At 28.5% G+C, this 13655-nt stretch carries 22 protein-coding genes; 18 read left to right on the forward strand and 4 right to left on the reverse strand.

Features of this window, described 5'->3' with window-relative positions; all coding sequences use genetic code 11:
- Window positions 1-18: 18 nt before the first annotated feature.
- Window positions 19-600: a hypothetical protein gene (locus MARIT_RS03275; RefSeq protein ID WP_136437594.1), complete on the forward strand. Its 582-nt coding sequence runs from the start codon at window positions 19-21 to the stop codon at window positions 598-600.
- Between the two features lie 362 nt (window positions 601-962).
- On the opposite strand, the gene MARIT_RS03280 is transcribed toward MARIT_RS03275, so the two are convergent.
- Window positions 963-1520 carry a hypothetical protein gene (locus MARIT_RS03280; RefSeq protein ID WP_100210745.1) on the reverse strand — a complete coding sequence of 186 codons (558 nt, stop codon included), beginning with the start codon at window positions 1518-1520 and terminating at the stop codon, window positions 963-965.
- A 447-nt stretch (window positions 1521-1967) separates the two neighbouring features.
- Between MARIT_RS03280 and MARIT_RS03285 the strand changes: the two genes are divergently transcribed.
- The 17 genes from MARIT_RS03285 (at window position 1968) to MARIT_RS03360 (ending at window position 11565) form a co-directional block, all read left to right on the forward strand.
- Complete coding sequence (locus MARIT_RS03285) at window positions 1968-2213, forward strand: HNH endonuclease signature motif containing protein (RefSeq protein WP_024742520.1); 246 nt, start codon at window positions 1968-1970, stop codon at window positions 2211-2213.
- Window positions 2214-2219: 6 nt separating this feature from the next.
- Window positions 2220-3281, forward strand: a complete 1062-nt coding sequence (locus tag MARIT_RS03290) for a nucleotidyltransferase domain-containing protein (protein WP_024742519.1) — start codon at window positions 2220-2222, stop codon at window positions 3279-3281.
- A 3-nt stretch (window positions 3282-3284) separates the two neighbouring features.
- Window positions 3285-4205 carry a CBASS system CD-NTase-associated NAD(+) hydrolase Cap12 gene (gene cap12, locus MARIT_RS03295; protein ID WP_024742518.1) on the forward strand — a complete coding sequence of 307 codons (921 nt, stop codon included), beginning with the start codon at window positions 3285-3287 and terminating at the stop codon, window positions 4203-4205.
- A 670-nt stretch (window positions 4206-4875) separates the two neighbouring features.
- A complete protein-coding gene (gene tssD, locus MARIT_RS03300) occupies window positions 4876-5382 on the forward strand; it encodes a type VI secretion system tube protein TssD (RefSeq protein WP_100210746.1) in 507 nt (168 codons plus the stop codon).
- Between the two features lies 1 nt (window position 5383).
- Complete coding sequence (locus MARIT_RS03305; RefSeq protein ID WP_157926175.1) at window positions 5384-6544, forward strand: hypothetical protein; 1161 nt, start codon at window positions 5384-5386, stop codon at window positions 6542-6544.
- Between the two features lie 2 nt (window positions 6545-6546).
- On the forward strand, window positions 6547-6900 hold the full coding sequence (locus MARIT_RS03310) for a hypothetical protein (protein ID WP_024742548.1): 354 nt from the start codon (window positions 6547-6549) through the stop codon (window positions 6898-6900).
- A 90-nt stretch (window positions 6901-6990) separates the two neighbouring features.
- Window positions 6991-7512, forward strand: a complete 522-nt coding sequence (locus tag MARIT_RS03315) for a hypothetical protein (RefSeq protein ID WP_100210749.1) — start codon at window positions 6991-6993, stop codon at window positions 7510-7512.
- Window positions 7509-7862 carry a peptidase associated/transthyretin-like domain-containing protein gene (locus tag MARIT_RS03320; protein WP_100210750.1) on the forward strand — a complete coding sequence of 118 codons (354 nt, stop codon included), beginning with the start codon at window positions 7509-7511 and terminating at the stop codon, window positions 7860-7862. Before MARIT_RS03315 ends, MARIT_RS03320 begins: the two co-directional genes overlap by 4 nt.
- A 66-nt stretch (window positions 7863-7928) precedes the next feature.
- Window positions 7929-8105 (forward strand): hypothetical protein, encoded by a 177-nt coding sequence (locus tag MARIT_RS15400; RefSeq protein WP_157926176.1) that lies wholly within the window; start codon window positions 7929-7931, stop codon window positions 8103-8105.
- Window positions 8102-8443 carry a hypothetical protein gene (locus MARIT_RS03325; RefSeq protein WP_157926177.1) on the forward strand — a complete coding sequence of 114 codons (342 nt, stop codon included), beginning with the start codon at window positions 8102-8104 and terminating at the stop codon, window positions 8441-8443. Before MARIT_RS15400 ends, MARIT_RS03325 begins: the two co-directional genes overlap by 4 nt.
- Window positions 8444-8446: 3 nt before the next feature.
- Window positions 8447-9028, forward strand: coding sequence for a hypothetical protein (locus tag MARIT_RS03330; protein ID WP_100210752.1), 582 nt, complete (start codon window positions 8447-8449; stop codon window positions 9026-9028).
- Window positions 9029-9060: 32 nt separating this feature from the next.
- Complete coding sequence (locus MARIT_RS03335; RefSeq protein ID WP_157926178.1) at window positions 9061-9897, forward strand: hypothetical protein; 837 nt, start codon at window positions 9061-9063, stop codon at window positions 9895-9897.
- The gene (locus MARIT_RS03340; protein WP_100210754.1) at window positions 9894-10295 is read left to right on the forward strand and encodes a hypothetical protein; all 402 of its coding nucleotides are present in this window, start codon (window positions 9894-9896) and stop codon (window positions 10293-10295) included. Before MARIT_RS03335 ends, MARIT_RS03340 begins: the two co-directional genes overlap by 4 nt.
- Entirely contained in the window at window positions 10296-10538 is a 243-nt protein-coding gene (locus MARIT_RS03345) for a hypothetical protein (protein ID WP_100210755.1), read from the forward strand.
- Window positions 10535-10888 (forward strand): peptidase associated/transthyretin-like domain-containing protein, encoded by a 354-nt coding sequence (locus MARIT_RS03350; RefSeq protein ID WP_100210756.1) that lies wholly within the window; start codon window positions 10535-10537, stop codon window positions 10886-10888. Before MARIT_RS03345 ends, MARIT_RS03350 begins: the two co-directional genes overlap by 4 nt.
- Window positions 10889-11131, forward strand: a complete 243-nt coding sequence (locus MARIT_RS03355; RefSeq protein ID WP_100210757.1) for a hypothetical protein — start codon at window positions 10889-10891, stop codon at window positions 11129-11131.
- On the forward strand, window positions 11128-11565 hold the full coding sequence (locus tag MARIT_RS03360; RefSeq protein WP_157926179.1) for a hypothetical protein: 438 nt from the start codon (window positions 11128-11130) through the stop codon (window positions 11563-11565). Before MARIT_RS03355 ends, MARIT_RS03360 begins: the two co-directional genes overlap by 4 nt.
- Window positions 11566-11818: 253 nt before the next feature.
- Here MARIT_RS03360 and MARIT_RS15405 read toward each other — a convergent pair whose 3' ends face one another.
- From MARIT_RS15405 to MARIT_RS03375, 3 genes are all read right to left on the reverse strand, one after another.
- Window positions 11819-12130 carry a hypothetical protein gene (locus MARIT_RS15405; RefSeq protein WP_157926180.1) on the reverse strand — a complete coding sequence of 104 codons (312 nt, stop codon included), beginning with the start codon at window positions 12128-12130 and terminating at the stop codon, window positions 11819-11821.
- Window positions 12131-12597: 467 nt separating this feature from the next.
- A complete protein-coding gene (locus tag MARIT_RS03370) occupies window positions 12598-13188 on the reverse strand; it encodes a hypothetical protein (protein WP_100210760.1) in 591 nt (196 codons plus the stop codon).
- Window positions 13181-13414 carry a hypothetical protein gene (locus MARIT_RS03375; protein WP_100210761.1) on the reverse strand — a complete coding sequence of 78 codons (234 nt, stop codon included), beginning with the start codon at window positions 13412-13414 and terminating at the stop codon, window positions 13181-13183. Before MARIT_RS03375 ends, MARIT_RS03370 begins: the two co-directional genes overlap by 8 nt.
- Window positions 13415-13655 lie beyond the last annotated feature (241 nt).

A 13655-nucleotide genomic window follows, 5' to 3' on the forward strand; every position in this document is an offset into this window, starting at 1 on the left:
GTGTAAAAAATGGGGTATATGAAAAAGATAGTAATCTTATTGTTATTAGTAATAAGTACGGGGTGTCATTGCCCTAGATATACACATTCAGGAAGTGTAAATGGACGCTTGGATTTTAGAGAAGGGAGGTGGTTGCTCAATACTATTGAAGCTCCTAGCCGTATAGAAGATGTATTAACAAAAATAGCAGATAAAGAGTTTACCAATTTAATAGGAAATAGGTTTTCAATTCTAGAAAGAGCAAAAGGAATACTTATGCCTAGCGAAGTTGATGGGTTTAGTAAATCAGTTTTAAGAGATATTAAAAGAGGAACTGGAGTTGATTTTTTGATACATATCAAAGCAGAAAATATAGCTAGTGAAATAGGTGCTTTTCAAATAGGAGGTGTTGATACCCCTGTTAGAAACACAGGAAAGGTACATCTTACAATATACGATTTGAATCTTTTAGAGGAATTTTATACCCATACAATAATAGGCAATTTAATGATATTAAAAGATAGTCAAGATTTTGCATTTGCAAAGAATACAAATGCTATTATAAGGAAAGGACTAAAAAGAATTATTAAAAAAATTAAGAAAAATAAGATACGACGTTAAGGGGGATGCAAGTAATCTCAAAGAGTATAATTATATACTAAGCAATAGTGATTGTCGTAATGAAGTTGTGGAAGAGCGATAGTTATACTATCTAAGACATCGCATTTTATTGAATAGCCAGTTTTTTAAGTTTTTTGTTGTTAAAAAATGAAATTATAACGAAGGCTATACTTGAACTTTTTGCCTAAAACAAGCTTCAAAATAATTCTAGCGATTCCTTATATAGTAGGCAATTTCCTATGTTGTCTTTGATTTTTTGCTTCGTTTTTCCTTCAAAAAAATAGAAAGAAATACAGCTAAAAGATAGTTGTTAGTGCCCACTTTTTTTTCTTGATAAAAATACAACTCATTCATTATCAGTGTTAATATGTACAAGATTTTGAAGCTGCTCTAAAAAGTTTGTACAAGATTTTCCCTTTATTTTCTGTACAAGTTTTTGAAGTTGCTCTAAAAAGTTTGTACAAGATTTTCCCTTTATTTTCTGTACAAGATTTTGAAGTTGCTCTAAAAAGTTTGTACAAGATTTCCCCTTTATTTTCTGTACAAGATTTTGAAGTTGCTCTAAAAAGTTTGTACAAGATTTCTTCTTCATTTTCTGTACAAGATTTTGAAGTTGCTCTAAAAAGTTTGTACAAGATTTCCCCTTTATTTTCTGTACAAGGTTTTGAAGTTGCTCCAAAAAGTTTGTACAAGATTTTTCCTTTATTTTCTGTACAAGTTTTTGAAGTCGCTCTAAAAAGTTTGTACAAGATTTCCCCTTTATTTTCTGTACAAGGTTTTGAAGTTGCTCCAAAAAGTTTGTACAAGATTTCCTCTTCATTTTCTGTACAAGGTTTTGAAGTCGCTCTAAAAAGTTTGTACAAGATTTTTCCTTTATTTTCTGTACAAGGTTTTGAAGTTGTTCTAAAAAGTTTGTACAAGATTTAGTTATCAAGCCTACATATCAATTATTTTGATAAAACGGAAAGCTTTTTCGATTATTTGAGTAGAATCAAATTGGCAGATTATAAGTTGGCTGTCAGTAGTCTTTGTTTACTAAATGCGATTTTTTGTTAGTAAATAATAGTTTTTTCTACGGAAATCCTTTTTGAAAAGACAAACTGTCACTCTTAAATTTTAACATTTCTTTTGGCATGAAGGTTGACAATTTTTTGTAAAGAAAAAAGTCTTAACCTCTAACCGATAAGACTTTTTGATTTTGTAAGGTGGCTTTCAAAAAAGAAAAAGGGTAAGCCACTTTTTTCATGTTTTATGATTGCAAATCTACATTTTTTTTGTTTTTACAAAAACTTTCATCCCTTTTTCTCGGTTTCAACTACTCCAATACCGATTTCTAAATTGGGGTAAACAAATATTTTACATAATTAATGTCATATAAAAACAAAAAAGAGCAAGTTTGGGGCAAAGGAAAGAAAGTCAGAGGTAAAGATCCAAATCTTTACAGAAGAGACGATTTAGGAAATGAAATTTATTATCATTCTTATGGTAAAAATACTCCGATGGGTTGGGAAATAGATCATTCTAAACCTCAATCTAAAGGTGGAACAGATCATTTAAATAATTTGAGACCATTACAAACTAAGGAGAATCGTAAAAAAGGTAATAAATATTAGTAGGTTATGGCGAAAGATTATGAATCGTTAATTAGAAAAGTTAAAAACAGAACTAATCCTGATATTACTAATGAATCTGTTTTATTAGAGAAATCATTTAGAGATGAATTAGGGAGAACTACCGTTAAGGCTAATGAATATGTAAAAAGAGTTATGAGGGGTGTTGAGCCTAGATACACAGAAAGGACTTTTGAAGCGGGTAAAAAAGTAAGAGAACATTTAAAAAAGAATAATCCTAATTTAGATTTTGAGTTTCAAGGCTCAGTAATGACCAATACTCATATTAAAGGGCATAGTGATATTGATCTGGTGCAAATAACCAATAGATTTTATTTTCATGAGGGAAGACAGAACTTTCAAAAAGCTAAAGAATCTTTTGAGTATTCCTATACAGAAAAAGAAAGATTATCTGTTATTGCTGAAGGAACTAGTTTTGAAGGAGATGATAAGATGACTTTAAGAGAGATTAGAATTGATGCTGAAAATGTTTTAAACAGAGAGTATAAATATGTTGATACGACCAAAGGTAAATCTATTGAAGTTAAACCTACAAACCCATCTAGAAAAGTAGATGTAGTAACTGCTTCTTGGTATAAAAATGTAAAAGCAGTAGCAAAAGCAGATAAGGAAGAAAGAGGAATTAAAATTTATGATAAAAATGATCATAAAATTTTACCTGAGGATTTTCCTTTTAGAAAGATAAAACTTGTTAATCAAAAAGACTCTGGAGTTAATGGTCGTTTGAAAAAAATGATCAGATTCCTAAAAAATGTTAAGGTTGATTCAGATTATAAGATTGATCTTACTAGTTTTGATATAACTTCTATATCCTATAATATTCCCACTTATAAATATTATGATAAAAGTTATTTAGAATTAGTTCATGTGATTTACGAAGAGATGTATAAGATTTATTCTGATAAGGTATATAGAGATAGTATTAAATCTGTTGATGATACTGAATATATATTTAGAAATAATCCTGAAAAAGTAGAGCATTTAAGAACTTTATTAACTGAGGTTAATTTAATAAAGAACGATATAATTGTTGCTAGTTTTATTTATTAAAAGATGAGGAAAAGAGTTTTTATAGGTAGTTCTTCAGAGGAACTAGGTACAGCTAAAATAGTCAAAGAAATTTTAGATAAAGATTTTGACGTAGTTATATGGAATGAATCAGTTTGGGATAAATCGGTCTTTAAGTTAAATCAAAATTTCTTAACAGATTTGCTATCAGCTACATTAAAGTTTGATTATGGTATTTTGATTGGTTCCCCTGATGATAAAGTAGAAGTTAGAGGAAAAGAATATCTTCAAGCTAGAGATAACGTCCTTTTTGAATTAGGTCTTTTTATAGGTAGATTAGGAATAGATAAATGCGCTTTTCTCGTTAGTGATGACGTTAAGATACCAACAGATTTCGGGGGAATTAAATTGTCTATGTACAACAAAACAAATCTATTAGATAAGATTAAAGAAATACAAGAATTATTTTTGAAATCCACTCACATAGATTTGAACTTTTTTCCTTCTAGTGTACTTGCCTCAACATATTTCGAAAACTTCATTAAATATGTTAATGAATACTATATTAATAATGGAGGGTTTATTTATGAAGGTAAAAAGTATGGTGATTGTGTTTTTAAAATAATGATTCCCGAAACTTTATCTGATAATTTGAATTTACAGTTTCAAAAAGAACAAAACAGAATAGGTGTTGAAAAAATCTCATTTGGTTCAACTAATAGACCGAGAAATATTGGTGTAGATATTTCTATAACAGATGAAAATAAATTGATATTAATTGATTTTCCAACGACTTTATCAGGAATAAATCATGCTATTTCGTATTTATTACCCAAAGAGTATAGGGAGCACTCTCAAGATTATAAAATTATCTTAGAGAGAGAATTAAATAAGTTTATTGAATCTCTTGAAATTATTTTCCAGAGAAATAACTGTAATGATTTTATAGTTATTGAAAGGTTTTGATAAAGATTCTGATACTATATAAAATAAAGAAGTTAAACAAATGCTATCAAATTCGTTTGATAGCATTTGTTTTTAATTTACTTTTTTGATAATGAGTAATCAAAAGTAAAAGATATAATATTAGGAAGTTACTTTTTTTATTTCCATATGATTGCATCCTCTAATAAGTAGCAGTTAGGTTATTAATATGAACTAAATTTTAATCTTATTGTAAGCTTCCCTATTTTTCAGAAAATCGAAGGCTATACTTGATTTTTTGCCTAAAAGAAGCCTTAAAATAATTCCAGTTGTTTATCAGCAAAACACGATGCCTTATATAGCAGGCAATTTTCTATTTTGCCCTTGATTTTTTGCTTCGTTTTTTATCAAGAAAAAATGAAGAAGCAACCCACTTATATAACTAAAAGGCAGTTATTAAACAGATAATAGCGAAAGCAGTAAGTCAGTAAATGGTTTAATAAAATAATAAGGTTTCTTATGAACTTACGGGCAACTCCAGTAATAGCAATACATTAATTCTAAATACCTTAGAAAAATTAAAAAACTCTTTTGATGATTTTAATATTTAGCGTATTTTCGATAAAATAAAAAAGTATTAGGTATTGTTACTCCAATACTGTTGTATAAACGATGTGTTTTATACATACATACACAAAAAAATGCAAGAAAAATGAATACCGTAGCAAAATTATGTATTGGCAAAGATGAATGGGAACTTCATAATACAGTGATAACATATTATCGTTGCACCCGTGTTACAGGAAGACCAGCCACTGAAACTATGGGAGGTTATGTAGCCGTACGTTTTACTCCAAAAGGCAATGAAGAAATGATGCTAGATTGGATGTTTGCCAACAGAATGGAAGATGGAAAAACAGCATATCCTAGATGTTTATATGTGTTAAAACAAGCTGAAATAGTTTTTTATGAAGGAGATTTTAATGGGCGTATTCTTTTTAAATATAGACTTGAAGATTGTTCGGTCATCTATTTTAAAGAAAGTTTTAATACGTTATTGGGAATGGAAACCAGTGTAGTTTTTTCAGCAGCCATACAATATTATAAAGATACATTTTATATAAAATCGTGGCGCGAAAACTGGAAACCGCCAACAAAAAAAGAGTCTCCTTTTCAAGACTTAACTAATACATTTAATGCCACCCCAAAAATTTTATAATATGCCTTATTTTATACCATTAGGAATTCCTGATTTCAAAGGAAAAAAAGACAGAGATTTTATACAGGTTTCTTATTTAATTGAAGGAAATGACGCTGTAGAATTAACCATACAAATTAGAGACGGCGGAAAAATTATTTACCAAGAAAAAATAACAGATTCTTCTAAACTAACAAAAGGAGAGCACCGTTGGAAATGGAATGGATTTGATAGTAATGGTATCTATGATAGCGCTGTTTTTACAACGGCTAAAGATTTAAATATTTATACGATAGCCATAGATAATGAAGAAAATTATAGCAGAAAACGAGTAGAGTTTACAGCTAAGTATAGTGAAGTTAAATGGGTAGATGTTAAAATCAACAAAAACACCAAACGAATTGATGTAACTCTTCGGGTTAATTTAAAGGATGGTGGAGAAATTGGTACAGAAAAGGATTGCATACAAGTAGGTTCTGGTCAATACTCTTCAATAAAAACAGTTTGCCCTTGGGAGAAAATACCAAAAGAAGATTTAATAGCAGGAAAACCTCCAATAAAATCAAGAACCAAAAGTTTTAAAGATTTAGAACAATTAGCTTTAGAAGGCTTAAGCTATCATTGGGGAAGAAACAAAAATCATTTTATTGCTAAAAATGTAGATATTAACGGAGAACTTTATGAAGTTTTTGTAAATGCGATTAATACAACAAAAAAGGCAATGGATGATGTAGATTTAATTTTCAACACCAATCATAAATGGATGCGTTCAGGAAATCCAGGAACTGTAGAAGACCCAATCTCTTTTGTTGGAAATATTGTTTCAAGGGAAGCTATTTGTTATAATGTGGGGTATATTTATGAGTACTTTTATAAAGATAGTTGGGATTATCAAATTGAAAATTCTGAAAATTTAGAATTTAAGTTCACATCTTCTCACGAAATAGGACACACAATTTTAAAAGCTTACGGAGGCACATTTTATTCTTATGGACATAAGGAGAGTGTAAATACAATAACTCAAAAGATGAAGTCAACAGCACCTGAATATCCTAAAACAGGAGAAATAGATATAATGCCTTATTATCCACAATCTCCACCACCAACCGTTTATAATAGATATATTGCATCAGAAAAGGACGTTTTAAGTCTATTGTGGTTAACAAAATTGAAATTAAAATAATTATGAAATATATCTTATTATTGACCCTAGCTTCTTTTATTTATGCTTGTTCGTCCACAGAAGTAAAATATTTTCACGGGCATATTTATTCAACAAATAAACAACCTCTGAACAATTTAAAAGTTGTAAATCAGTATGATAATAGTATTAATAGTATCACAGACAAAAATGGATATTTCAAAATTCCAAAAGAAAAAAAATTTAAAGGAAGATATTTACATATTTACAATAAAGGTAATAAAATTGATTCAATACCTATCGTAAGCACTCATCCTGAAAGAAAACCTACTTATTATTTTGTAAACGGAAGAAAAGATACCTTATATATAACGCTGCCTAACAATGGCAATAAGTAATTGCCACTTTTGGCAATTTTAGGAGGTTTAGTTTTTACTCGAAGTTAATTTTATACCTTTAAAATAAGTAATAACTCCATGTAACAACTCATGCTCGAAACCGTTAACGGAGAACTTTATGAAGTTTTTGTAAATGCGATTAATACAACAAAAAAGGCAATGGATGATGTAGATTTAATTTTCAACACCAATCATAAATGGATGCGTTCAGGAAATCCAGGAACTGTAGAGGACCCAATCTCTTTTGTAGGAAATATTGTTTCAAGGGAAGCTATTTGTTATAATGTGGGGTATATTAAATATTCTTATGGATGGGATTACCAATATTTAAAAAATGAAGACATTTCTTTTAAAGAAACTTTTGCTCACGAAATTGGGCATGCCATTTTAAAAGCCTATGGAGGCACATTTTATTCTTATGGTCATAAGGGAAGCGTAAATACAATCACTCAATCGGAGAATTCAAAAGCTATAGAGTATTCTAAAAAAGGAGAAATTGATATTATGCCTTATTATACTAATTGGTTAAGCTACAATCAAAGAAATAGAATGGTTGCAGCTATGAAAGATGTATTAAGTTTAATTTGGTTAACAAAAATAGAGTTAAAATGAGAATTATATTTTTATTAGTTTCGATACTTATTATAAGTTCGTGTAGAACAAAACCGAAGTTTTACAGAGGCTATGTGTTTTACGATAAAAAACCTCTATTGAACGTAATTGTAAGAAAAGATAATCTTAATGAATCTACGCAAACTGATTCTACTGGTTTTTTTAAACTACCTAAAGAGCCAAACTCTATACATTCATTAATTTTCGAAAAAACAGGATTTATAACTGACACTATTCCTTCAGTATGGACTCAGCACGGTGAAAAAGTTAATTATACTTTTTTAAACAAAACTATCGATACAATATTTTTAAGAAAAATAACGCTGCCTAACAAAGATAGCTATAAGTAATTACTACTTTTAGTTGTCTTAAAAGCCTATGGAGGCACGCTTTATTCTTATAGTCATAAAGGAAGTGTGAATACAATAACTCAAAATAAAAAATCAAATGCTCCTAAACTTCCTTTAGAAGGAGAAATTGATATTATGCCTTACTATGCAAATGTTATACCTTACTACAAATACGATAATTTTTCTGCTGCTAATAATGATGTAGTTAGTCTAATATGGTTGACAAAAATAGAGTTAAAATGAAGAATATAGTCCTCATATTCGCTTTAATGACTTTTACTCAATGTAAAACAGGGATAAATTATTATCAAGGACATATTTTTAGTGTGAATAATAATCCAATAAAAGGCTTGAAAGTTTATGAGAAGTATAATTATAAGAATTACTCCGTAACAAATAAGGAAGGGTATTTCAGAATAAATATAACTAAAAACAATATAGAGCGCTATTTAATTATTGAAGATAAAAACGAAATAATAGATTCTATACAAGTGATTGGAATTCAAGGGGGTGAGAAAATTAAATATAGTTTCATTCAAGGCAAAAGGGACACTTTATTCTTGAATATTGATAAAAAATAACGTTTGCCTAATAAAATACCTCTCATTAAAACGGGGTTTATACAAGCTGTTAACGGAGAACTTTATGAAGTTTTTGTAAATGCGATTAATACAACAAAAAAGGCAATGGATGATGTAGATTTAATTTTCAACACCAATAATAAATGGATGCGTTCAGGAAATCCAGGAACTGTAGAAGACCCAATCTCTTTTGTTGGAAATATTGTTTCAAGGGAAGCTATTTGTTATAATGTGGGGTATATTTATGAGTACTTTTATAAAGATAGTTGGGATTATCAAATTGAAAATTCTGAAAATTTAGAATTTAAGTTCACATCTTCTCACGAAATAGGACACACAATTTTAAAAGCTTACGGAGGAACATTTTATTCTTATGGACATAAGGAGAGTGTAAATACAATAACTCAAAATCAAAAATCATCTGCTCCAAAATTCCCTTTAGAAGGAGAAATTGATATTATGCCATATCTAAAAGATAATAAATACGGAGGAAAACTAAGGCAACCTAATATTTATAAAAGATTTGTCGCTTCTCAAAAAGATGTTTTAAGTTTACTATGGTTAACCAAATTAGAGTTAAGATGAGAAAAGTGTTTTTTATATTTTTAGTAATAATTATGCAATCTTGTGGGACAAAATATTATGGTTATATATACGATTTTGATAATGAAACCCCTCTAAATAAAGTTAAGGTTTATTCTACGGACTCTTTGAATTATATACTTAGCAACAAAAAAGGGTATTTTGAAATTGATTTTAATAAAGACCTAAAACATTTAACTTTCTCAAAAAAAGGTTATAGGAAATTTAATTTAAGTACTTTTAGCAGACAAAATAAATTTACAAGAGAATTACCTTTTGGCGATACTATTTATTTAATTTCAAAAAACAGTAAATATAGCCGACCAAAAACAACGTTGCCTAATAAAATACCTCTCATTAAAACGGGGTTTATACAAGCTGTTAACGGAGAACTTTATAAAGTTTTTGTAAATGCCATTAATACAACAGAGAATGCTATAGCTCCTTTGTCAACCAAATTTGTAACAAATGGAAGTCCTGGTAGGTCAAGAAATTGGGAGTTATCTAGAATATTATTTTATAATGTCGGATTTTTATTTTACAATGATTGGAAATCACTAAACCCAAACAATCCTGTATTTAAAAATAAAGGTTGGTATTTTGAAAATAATGATGTTGAAGAATTTAAGATGACTTCTGCTCATGAAATAGGTCATGAAATTCTACTAAAATACGGAGGGCATAAATATTCTAAAGGGCATAAAGGGAGTTCCTCTATAATTACTCAAAAAAGCAAAAACATACCACTACCAAAACAAGGAAAAATAGACTTGATGAAATATTACGACAAGTACTATGACAAACAAAGAACGGTCGCTTCTCAAAAAGATGTTTTAAGTTTATTATGGTTGACTAAATTAGAATTAAGATGAAAACATATATATACTTACTTTTTTTCCTATTTTTTATTTCTTGTAATTCTACATATACTTTAATAGAGAGTATTGACGGTACTATTTATGATAAAAAAACAAATATTCCAATTAAAGGAGTGATAATATATACAGACTCATTTGCTTTCAACTTTTTTGGTAAAATTAAAACAAATAAAAAAGGTTTTTTTTTTATCAATAATATGAAAACTAAAGATTATGATTCTTATTATACTGCTCGTAAAAATATTTCTTATAAACTATTTTTTGAATCAAAAGGGTATGCTAAAGATACTATTGATTTAAGAGAATATAATTATGATAAAAAATTAGACAGTATTAAATTAGGTAAAATATATTTAACACCATTAACGCTGCCTAACAATGGTAATAAGTAATTGTTACTTTTAGTTGTCTTAAAAGCCTATGGAGGCACGTTTTATTCTTATGGGCATAAAGGAAGTGTAAATACGATAACTCAATCGGAGAATTCAAAAGCTATAGAGTATCCTAAAAAAGGAGAAATTGATACTATGCCTTATTATACTAATTGGTTAAGCTACAATCAAAGAAATAGAATGGTTGCAGCTATGAAAGATGTATTAAGTTTAATTTGGTTAACAAAAATAGAGTTAAAATGAGAATTATATTTTTATTAGTTTCGATACTTATTATAAGTTCGTGTAGAACAAAACCGAAGTTTTACAGAGGCTATGTGTTTTACGATAAAAAACCTCTATTGAACGTAATTGTAAGAAAAGATAATCTTAATGAATCTACGCAAACTGATTCTACTGGTTTTTTTAAACTACCTAAAGAGCCAAACTCTATACATTCATTAATTTTCGAAAAAACAGGATTTATAACTGACACTATTCCTTCAGTATGGACTCAGCACGGTGAAAAAGTTAATTATACTTTTTTAAACAAAACTATCGATACAATATTTTTAAGAAAAATAACGCTGCCTAACAAAGATGGCTATAAGTAATTGCTACTTTTAGCTGCCTTAAAAGCCTATGGAGGCACATTTTATTCTTATGGTCATAAAGGAAGTGTGAATACAATAACTCAATCGGAGAACTCAAAAGCTATAGAGTATCCTAAAACAGGAGAAATAGATATTATGCCTTACTATGCAAATGTTATACCTTACTACAAATACGATAATTTTTCTGCTGCTAATAATGATGTAGTTAGTCTAATATGGTTGACAAAAATAGAGTTAAAATGAGAAAAATATCTATATACACATTGTTTATTACTATGATATCTTGTTCTAATAAAATCAAATTTTATCATGGATACATATATGATACAGAAAATAAACCATTAAAAAATATAAAAGTAGAAGAAAATGATAATTTAAAAATGTTTTCTTATACAAATGAAAAAGGGTATTTCAAAATTACTGAAAAAAATACTTTTGGGGGAAATTTAATAGTTTCAAAAAAAAACATCATTCTTGATACAATATATGCAGTGTACTCAAGTCATGGGGAAAAATTAAATTACCGTTTTACTAATGGTAGAAATGATACTTTGTTTTTGAGCAAAGAGAAAATAACGCTGCCTAACAAAGATTGTAAGCTTCCAGTAGCTTGCTTTACTCTTATAAATGTATTGTTTTTTTCAATATATAACGGATTCCCAATTCCTTTTTCATAAGGTAAATATTTGTATTGAATGCTCGCAAATGTTTTAGAACTATAAGAATTGTTTGTTAACTGAACTTTTAAAGGGAGTTCAATTAAAGCTATTTTTTTATATTTTTTATTTAGAAGAATTACCACTTTTTGTTGTGACTCCAATAGCGTGGCTTCTAGATTACCTTTGCTTGATTTACAACCAATAAGGCAGATGGTTATTGATAGTGTGATTATTTTAAATCTATTCATTGACAACTATAGAATCTGTTATATTACCATGTTACAGGTATGCTAATAGGTTTTCCTAATTTTTTACCCTCTAAAAATTGTATAGAAATACGATCGTCTTTGGTAAGTTGTTGAAATAACTTAGGGTGTTTTTGTCGAAATTCAGTTACCGTACCAATATGTAAAGTATCTTTATTTGTGGTAAGCATTTTTTTTAGATAAGGTTTTAGTTTTGTTTGAATGGATGTAGAAGTGTCAATAAAGTGCCTTGTTAAGCTTTCAAAAACGATAGCTTCATTAAGATTTATATTCTTTTTTAAGTTATTTGATATTCTAGTATTATTTTTAAAAAGCATAAGTCCCAGTGATTCTTCGGGATTATTGGAGTACTTGTATTTTATTTTTTTAAAAGAAATCTTATGATAAGTATTGTTTCTTATTTTTATTTTGAATGGGATTTTAAAGTATGTTAGCTTTTGCTCTTTTAAATTATTTCTTATAATGATTTGTTTGCTTGATTTTTCTAGTGTTATGTTAATGCTGTTATGATGGGCTGTTTGACAGCAATAAAGAAAAAGGAATACTATTATATACAGGTAATTTTTCATCTTTTAATTATTTATGAATATAGTTTCAATGATGTAGTTGTCGTTTAGTTTATGCTTTTTCTTTATTTCTTTGAAGAGAAAATAAGATTTTTTTGAATGTATATGTTTTTCCTGATAGTCTTCCAACTCCTCAAAAGCTTTACACTTCCCAGCAAGCAACCTCGCAAGAGTTTGGTTAGAAGTATATTTAGTTGACAACTATAGAATCTGTTATATTACCATGTTACAGGTATGCTAATAGGTTTTCCTAATTTTTTACCCTCTAAAAATTGTATAGAAATACGATCGCCTTTGGTAAGTTGTTGAAATAACTTAGGGTGTTTTTGTCGAAATTCAGTTACCGTACCAATATGTAAGGTGTCTTTATTTGTGGTGAGCATTTTTTTTAGATAAGGTTTGAATTGTTGTTGGGTTGATTTAGATGGGTTTAGGAAATGCCTTGTATAATAGATAAATTCTAAACTTTCTCTACCTGCTATGTTTTTTCTCTTGTTATTTGAGATGGGGATTAATGTTTCGTCGTTTATTCGAAATAATTGGATATTTCTATCTGCCCATTTTGATAAAGAGTCTTGATAAAGGTAGTTTATCATGATAAATGACTTTGCAAACAAAGCTTTATTGGTAATCTTTAATCTATTTGGGAGTTTTATTTCATATATGGTGCTATCTTCTAAGGAAGCCCTAATGATAATGGGTTTTTTAGCAGTTTTTTGATGTAAGATGATATTCCTTTTAGTAGAATTGCAGCTTATTATAAGAAGGATAAAGGTAAAAAATTTCAGTGCCTTATATGAGTTATTCATTAGTAAATATGGTTTCGATTATATATATAAATTGATCTCTGTTTTCATTTCTTACTTTTTTATAAAGTACTCTTATAATAGGCTTTTTAGGATTGAAATTATAGTTAGCGAGTTCTTCAAAAGTTTTACACTTCCCAGCAAGCAACTTCGCAAGAGTTTTGTTAGAAATAGCCATTAAATTATAATCCGTATCATAGGTTTGTAAAAAAGCGCTAACAGCCTCCAAACCATTTGTTTTAGCAATTGCTAATGAGGAAGTGTTAATAAAGTGTTTTTTTAAGTTTTCAAAATTATAGTAGTATTAAGAGGGGTATTTTATAAAGCATGAAAATTGTTATTATATTGAGGGGAATGGATAAAAATTACTGTTTTACGGGGAGTTTAATCCGTTTAAAATTATTGCTATTTATTAGCCTAACGACAATACTATCCTCTTTGACTAGGTTCTTGTAAAATTCAGTTTTTTC

Origin of the sequence: Tenacibaculum maritimum NCIMB 2154, assembly GCF_900119795.1 — a bacterium.
In the GTDB taxonomy this organism is placed as follows: domain Bacteria; phylum Bacteroidota; class Bacteroidia; order Flavobacteriales; family Flavobacteriaceae; genus Polaribacter; species Polaribacter maritimus.

Bases quoted from the DNA above. Each gene is read 5' to 3' on its own strand.
- MARIT_RS03275 (WP_136437594.1), top strand. From the start codon at position 19: ATGAAAAAGATAGTAATCTTATTGTTATTAGTAATAAGTACGGGGTGT.
- MARIT_RS03285 (WP_024742520.1), top strand. From the start codon at position 1,968: ATGTCATATAAAAACAAAAAAGAGCAAGTTTGGGGCAAAGGAAAGAAA.
- MARIT_RS03290 (WP_024742519.1), top strand. From the start codon at position 2,220: ATGGCGAAAGATTATGAATCGTTAATTAGAAAAGTTAAAAACAGAACT.
- cap12 (WP_024742518.1), top strand. From the start codon at position 3,285: ATGAGGAAAAGAGTTTTTATAGGTAGTTCTTCAGAGGAACTAGGTACA.
- tssD (WP_100210746.1), top strand. From the start codon at position 4,876: ATGAATACCGTAGCAAAATTATGTATTGGCAAAGATGAATGGGAACTT.
- MARIT_RS03305 (WP_157926175.1), top strand. From the start codon at position 5,384: ATGCCTTATTTTATACCATTAGGAATTCCTGATTTCAAAGGAAAAAAA.
- MARIT_RS03310 (WP_024742548.1), top strand. From the start codon at position 6,547: ATGAAATATATCTTATTATTGACCCTAGCTTCTTTTATTTATGCTTGT.
- MARIT_RS03315 (WP_100210749.1), top strand. From the start codon at position 6,991: ATGCTCGAAACCGTTAACGGAGAACTTTATGAAGTTTTTGTAAATGCG.
- MARIT_RS03320 (WP_100210750.1), top strand. From the start codon at position 7,509: ATGAGAATTATATTTTTATTAGTTTCGATACTTATTATAAGTTCGTGT.
- MARIT_RS03325 (WP_157926177.1), top strand. From the start codon at position 8,102: ATGAAGAATATAGTCCTCATATTCGCTTTAATGACTTTTACTCAATGT.
- MARIT_RS03335 (WP_157926178.1), top strand. From the start codon at position 9,061: ATGCAATCTTGTGGGACAAAATATTATGGTTATATATACGATTTTGAT.
- MARIT_RS03340 (WP_100210754.1), top strand. From the start codon at position 9,894: ATGAAAACATATATATACTTACTTTTTTTCCTATTTTTTATTTCTTGT.
- MARIT_RS03350 (WP_100210756.1), top strand. From the start codon at position 10,535: ATGAGAATTATATTTTTATTAGTTTCGATACTTATTATAAGTTCGTGT.
- MARIT_RS03360 (WP_157926179.1), top strand. From the start codon at position 11,128: ATGAGAAAAATATCTATATACACATTGTTTATTACTATGATATCTTGT.
- MARIT_RS15405 (WP_157926180.1), bottom strand. From the start codon at position 12,130: ATGCTTTTTAAAAATAATACTAGAATATCAAATAACTTAAAAAAGAAT.
- MARIT_RS03370 (WP_100210760.1), bottom strand. From the start codon at position 13,188: ATGAATAACTCATATAAGGCACTGAAATTTTTTACCTTTATCCTTCTT.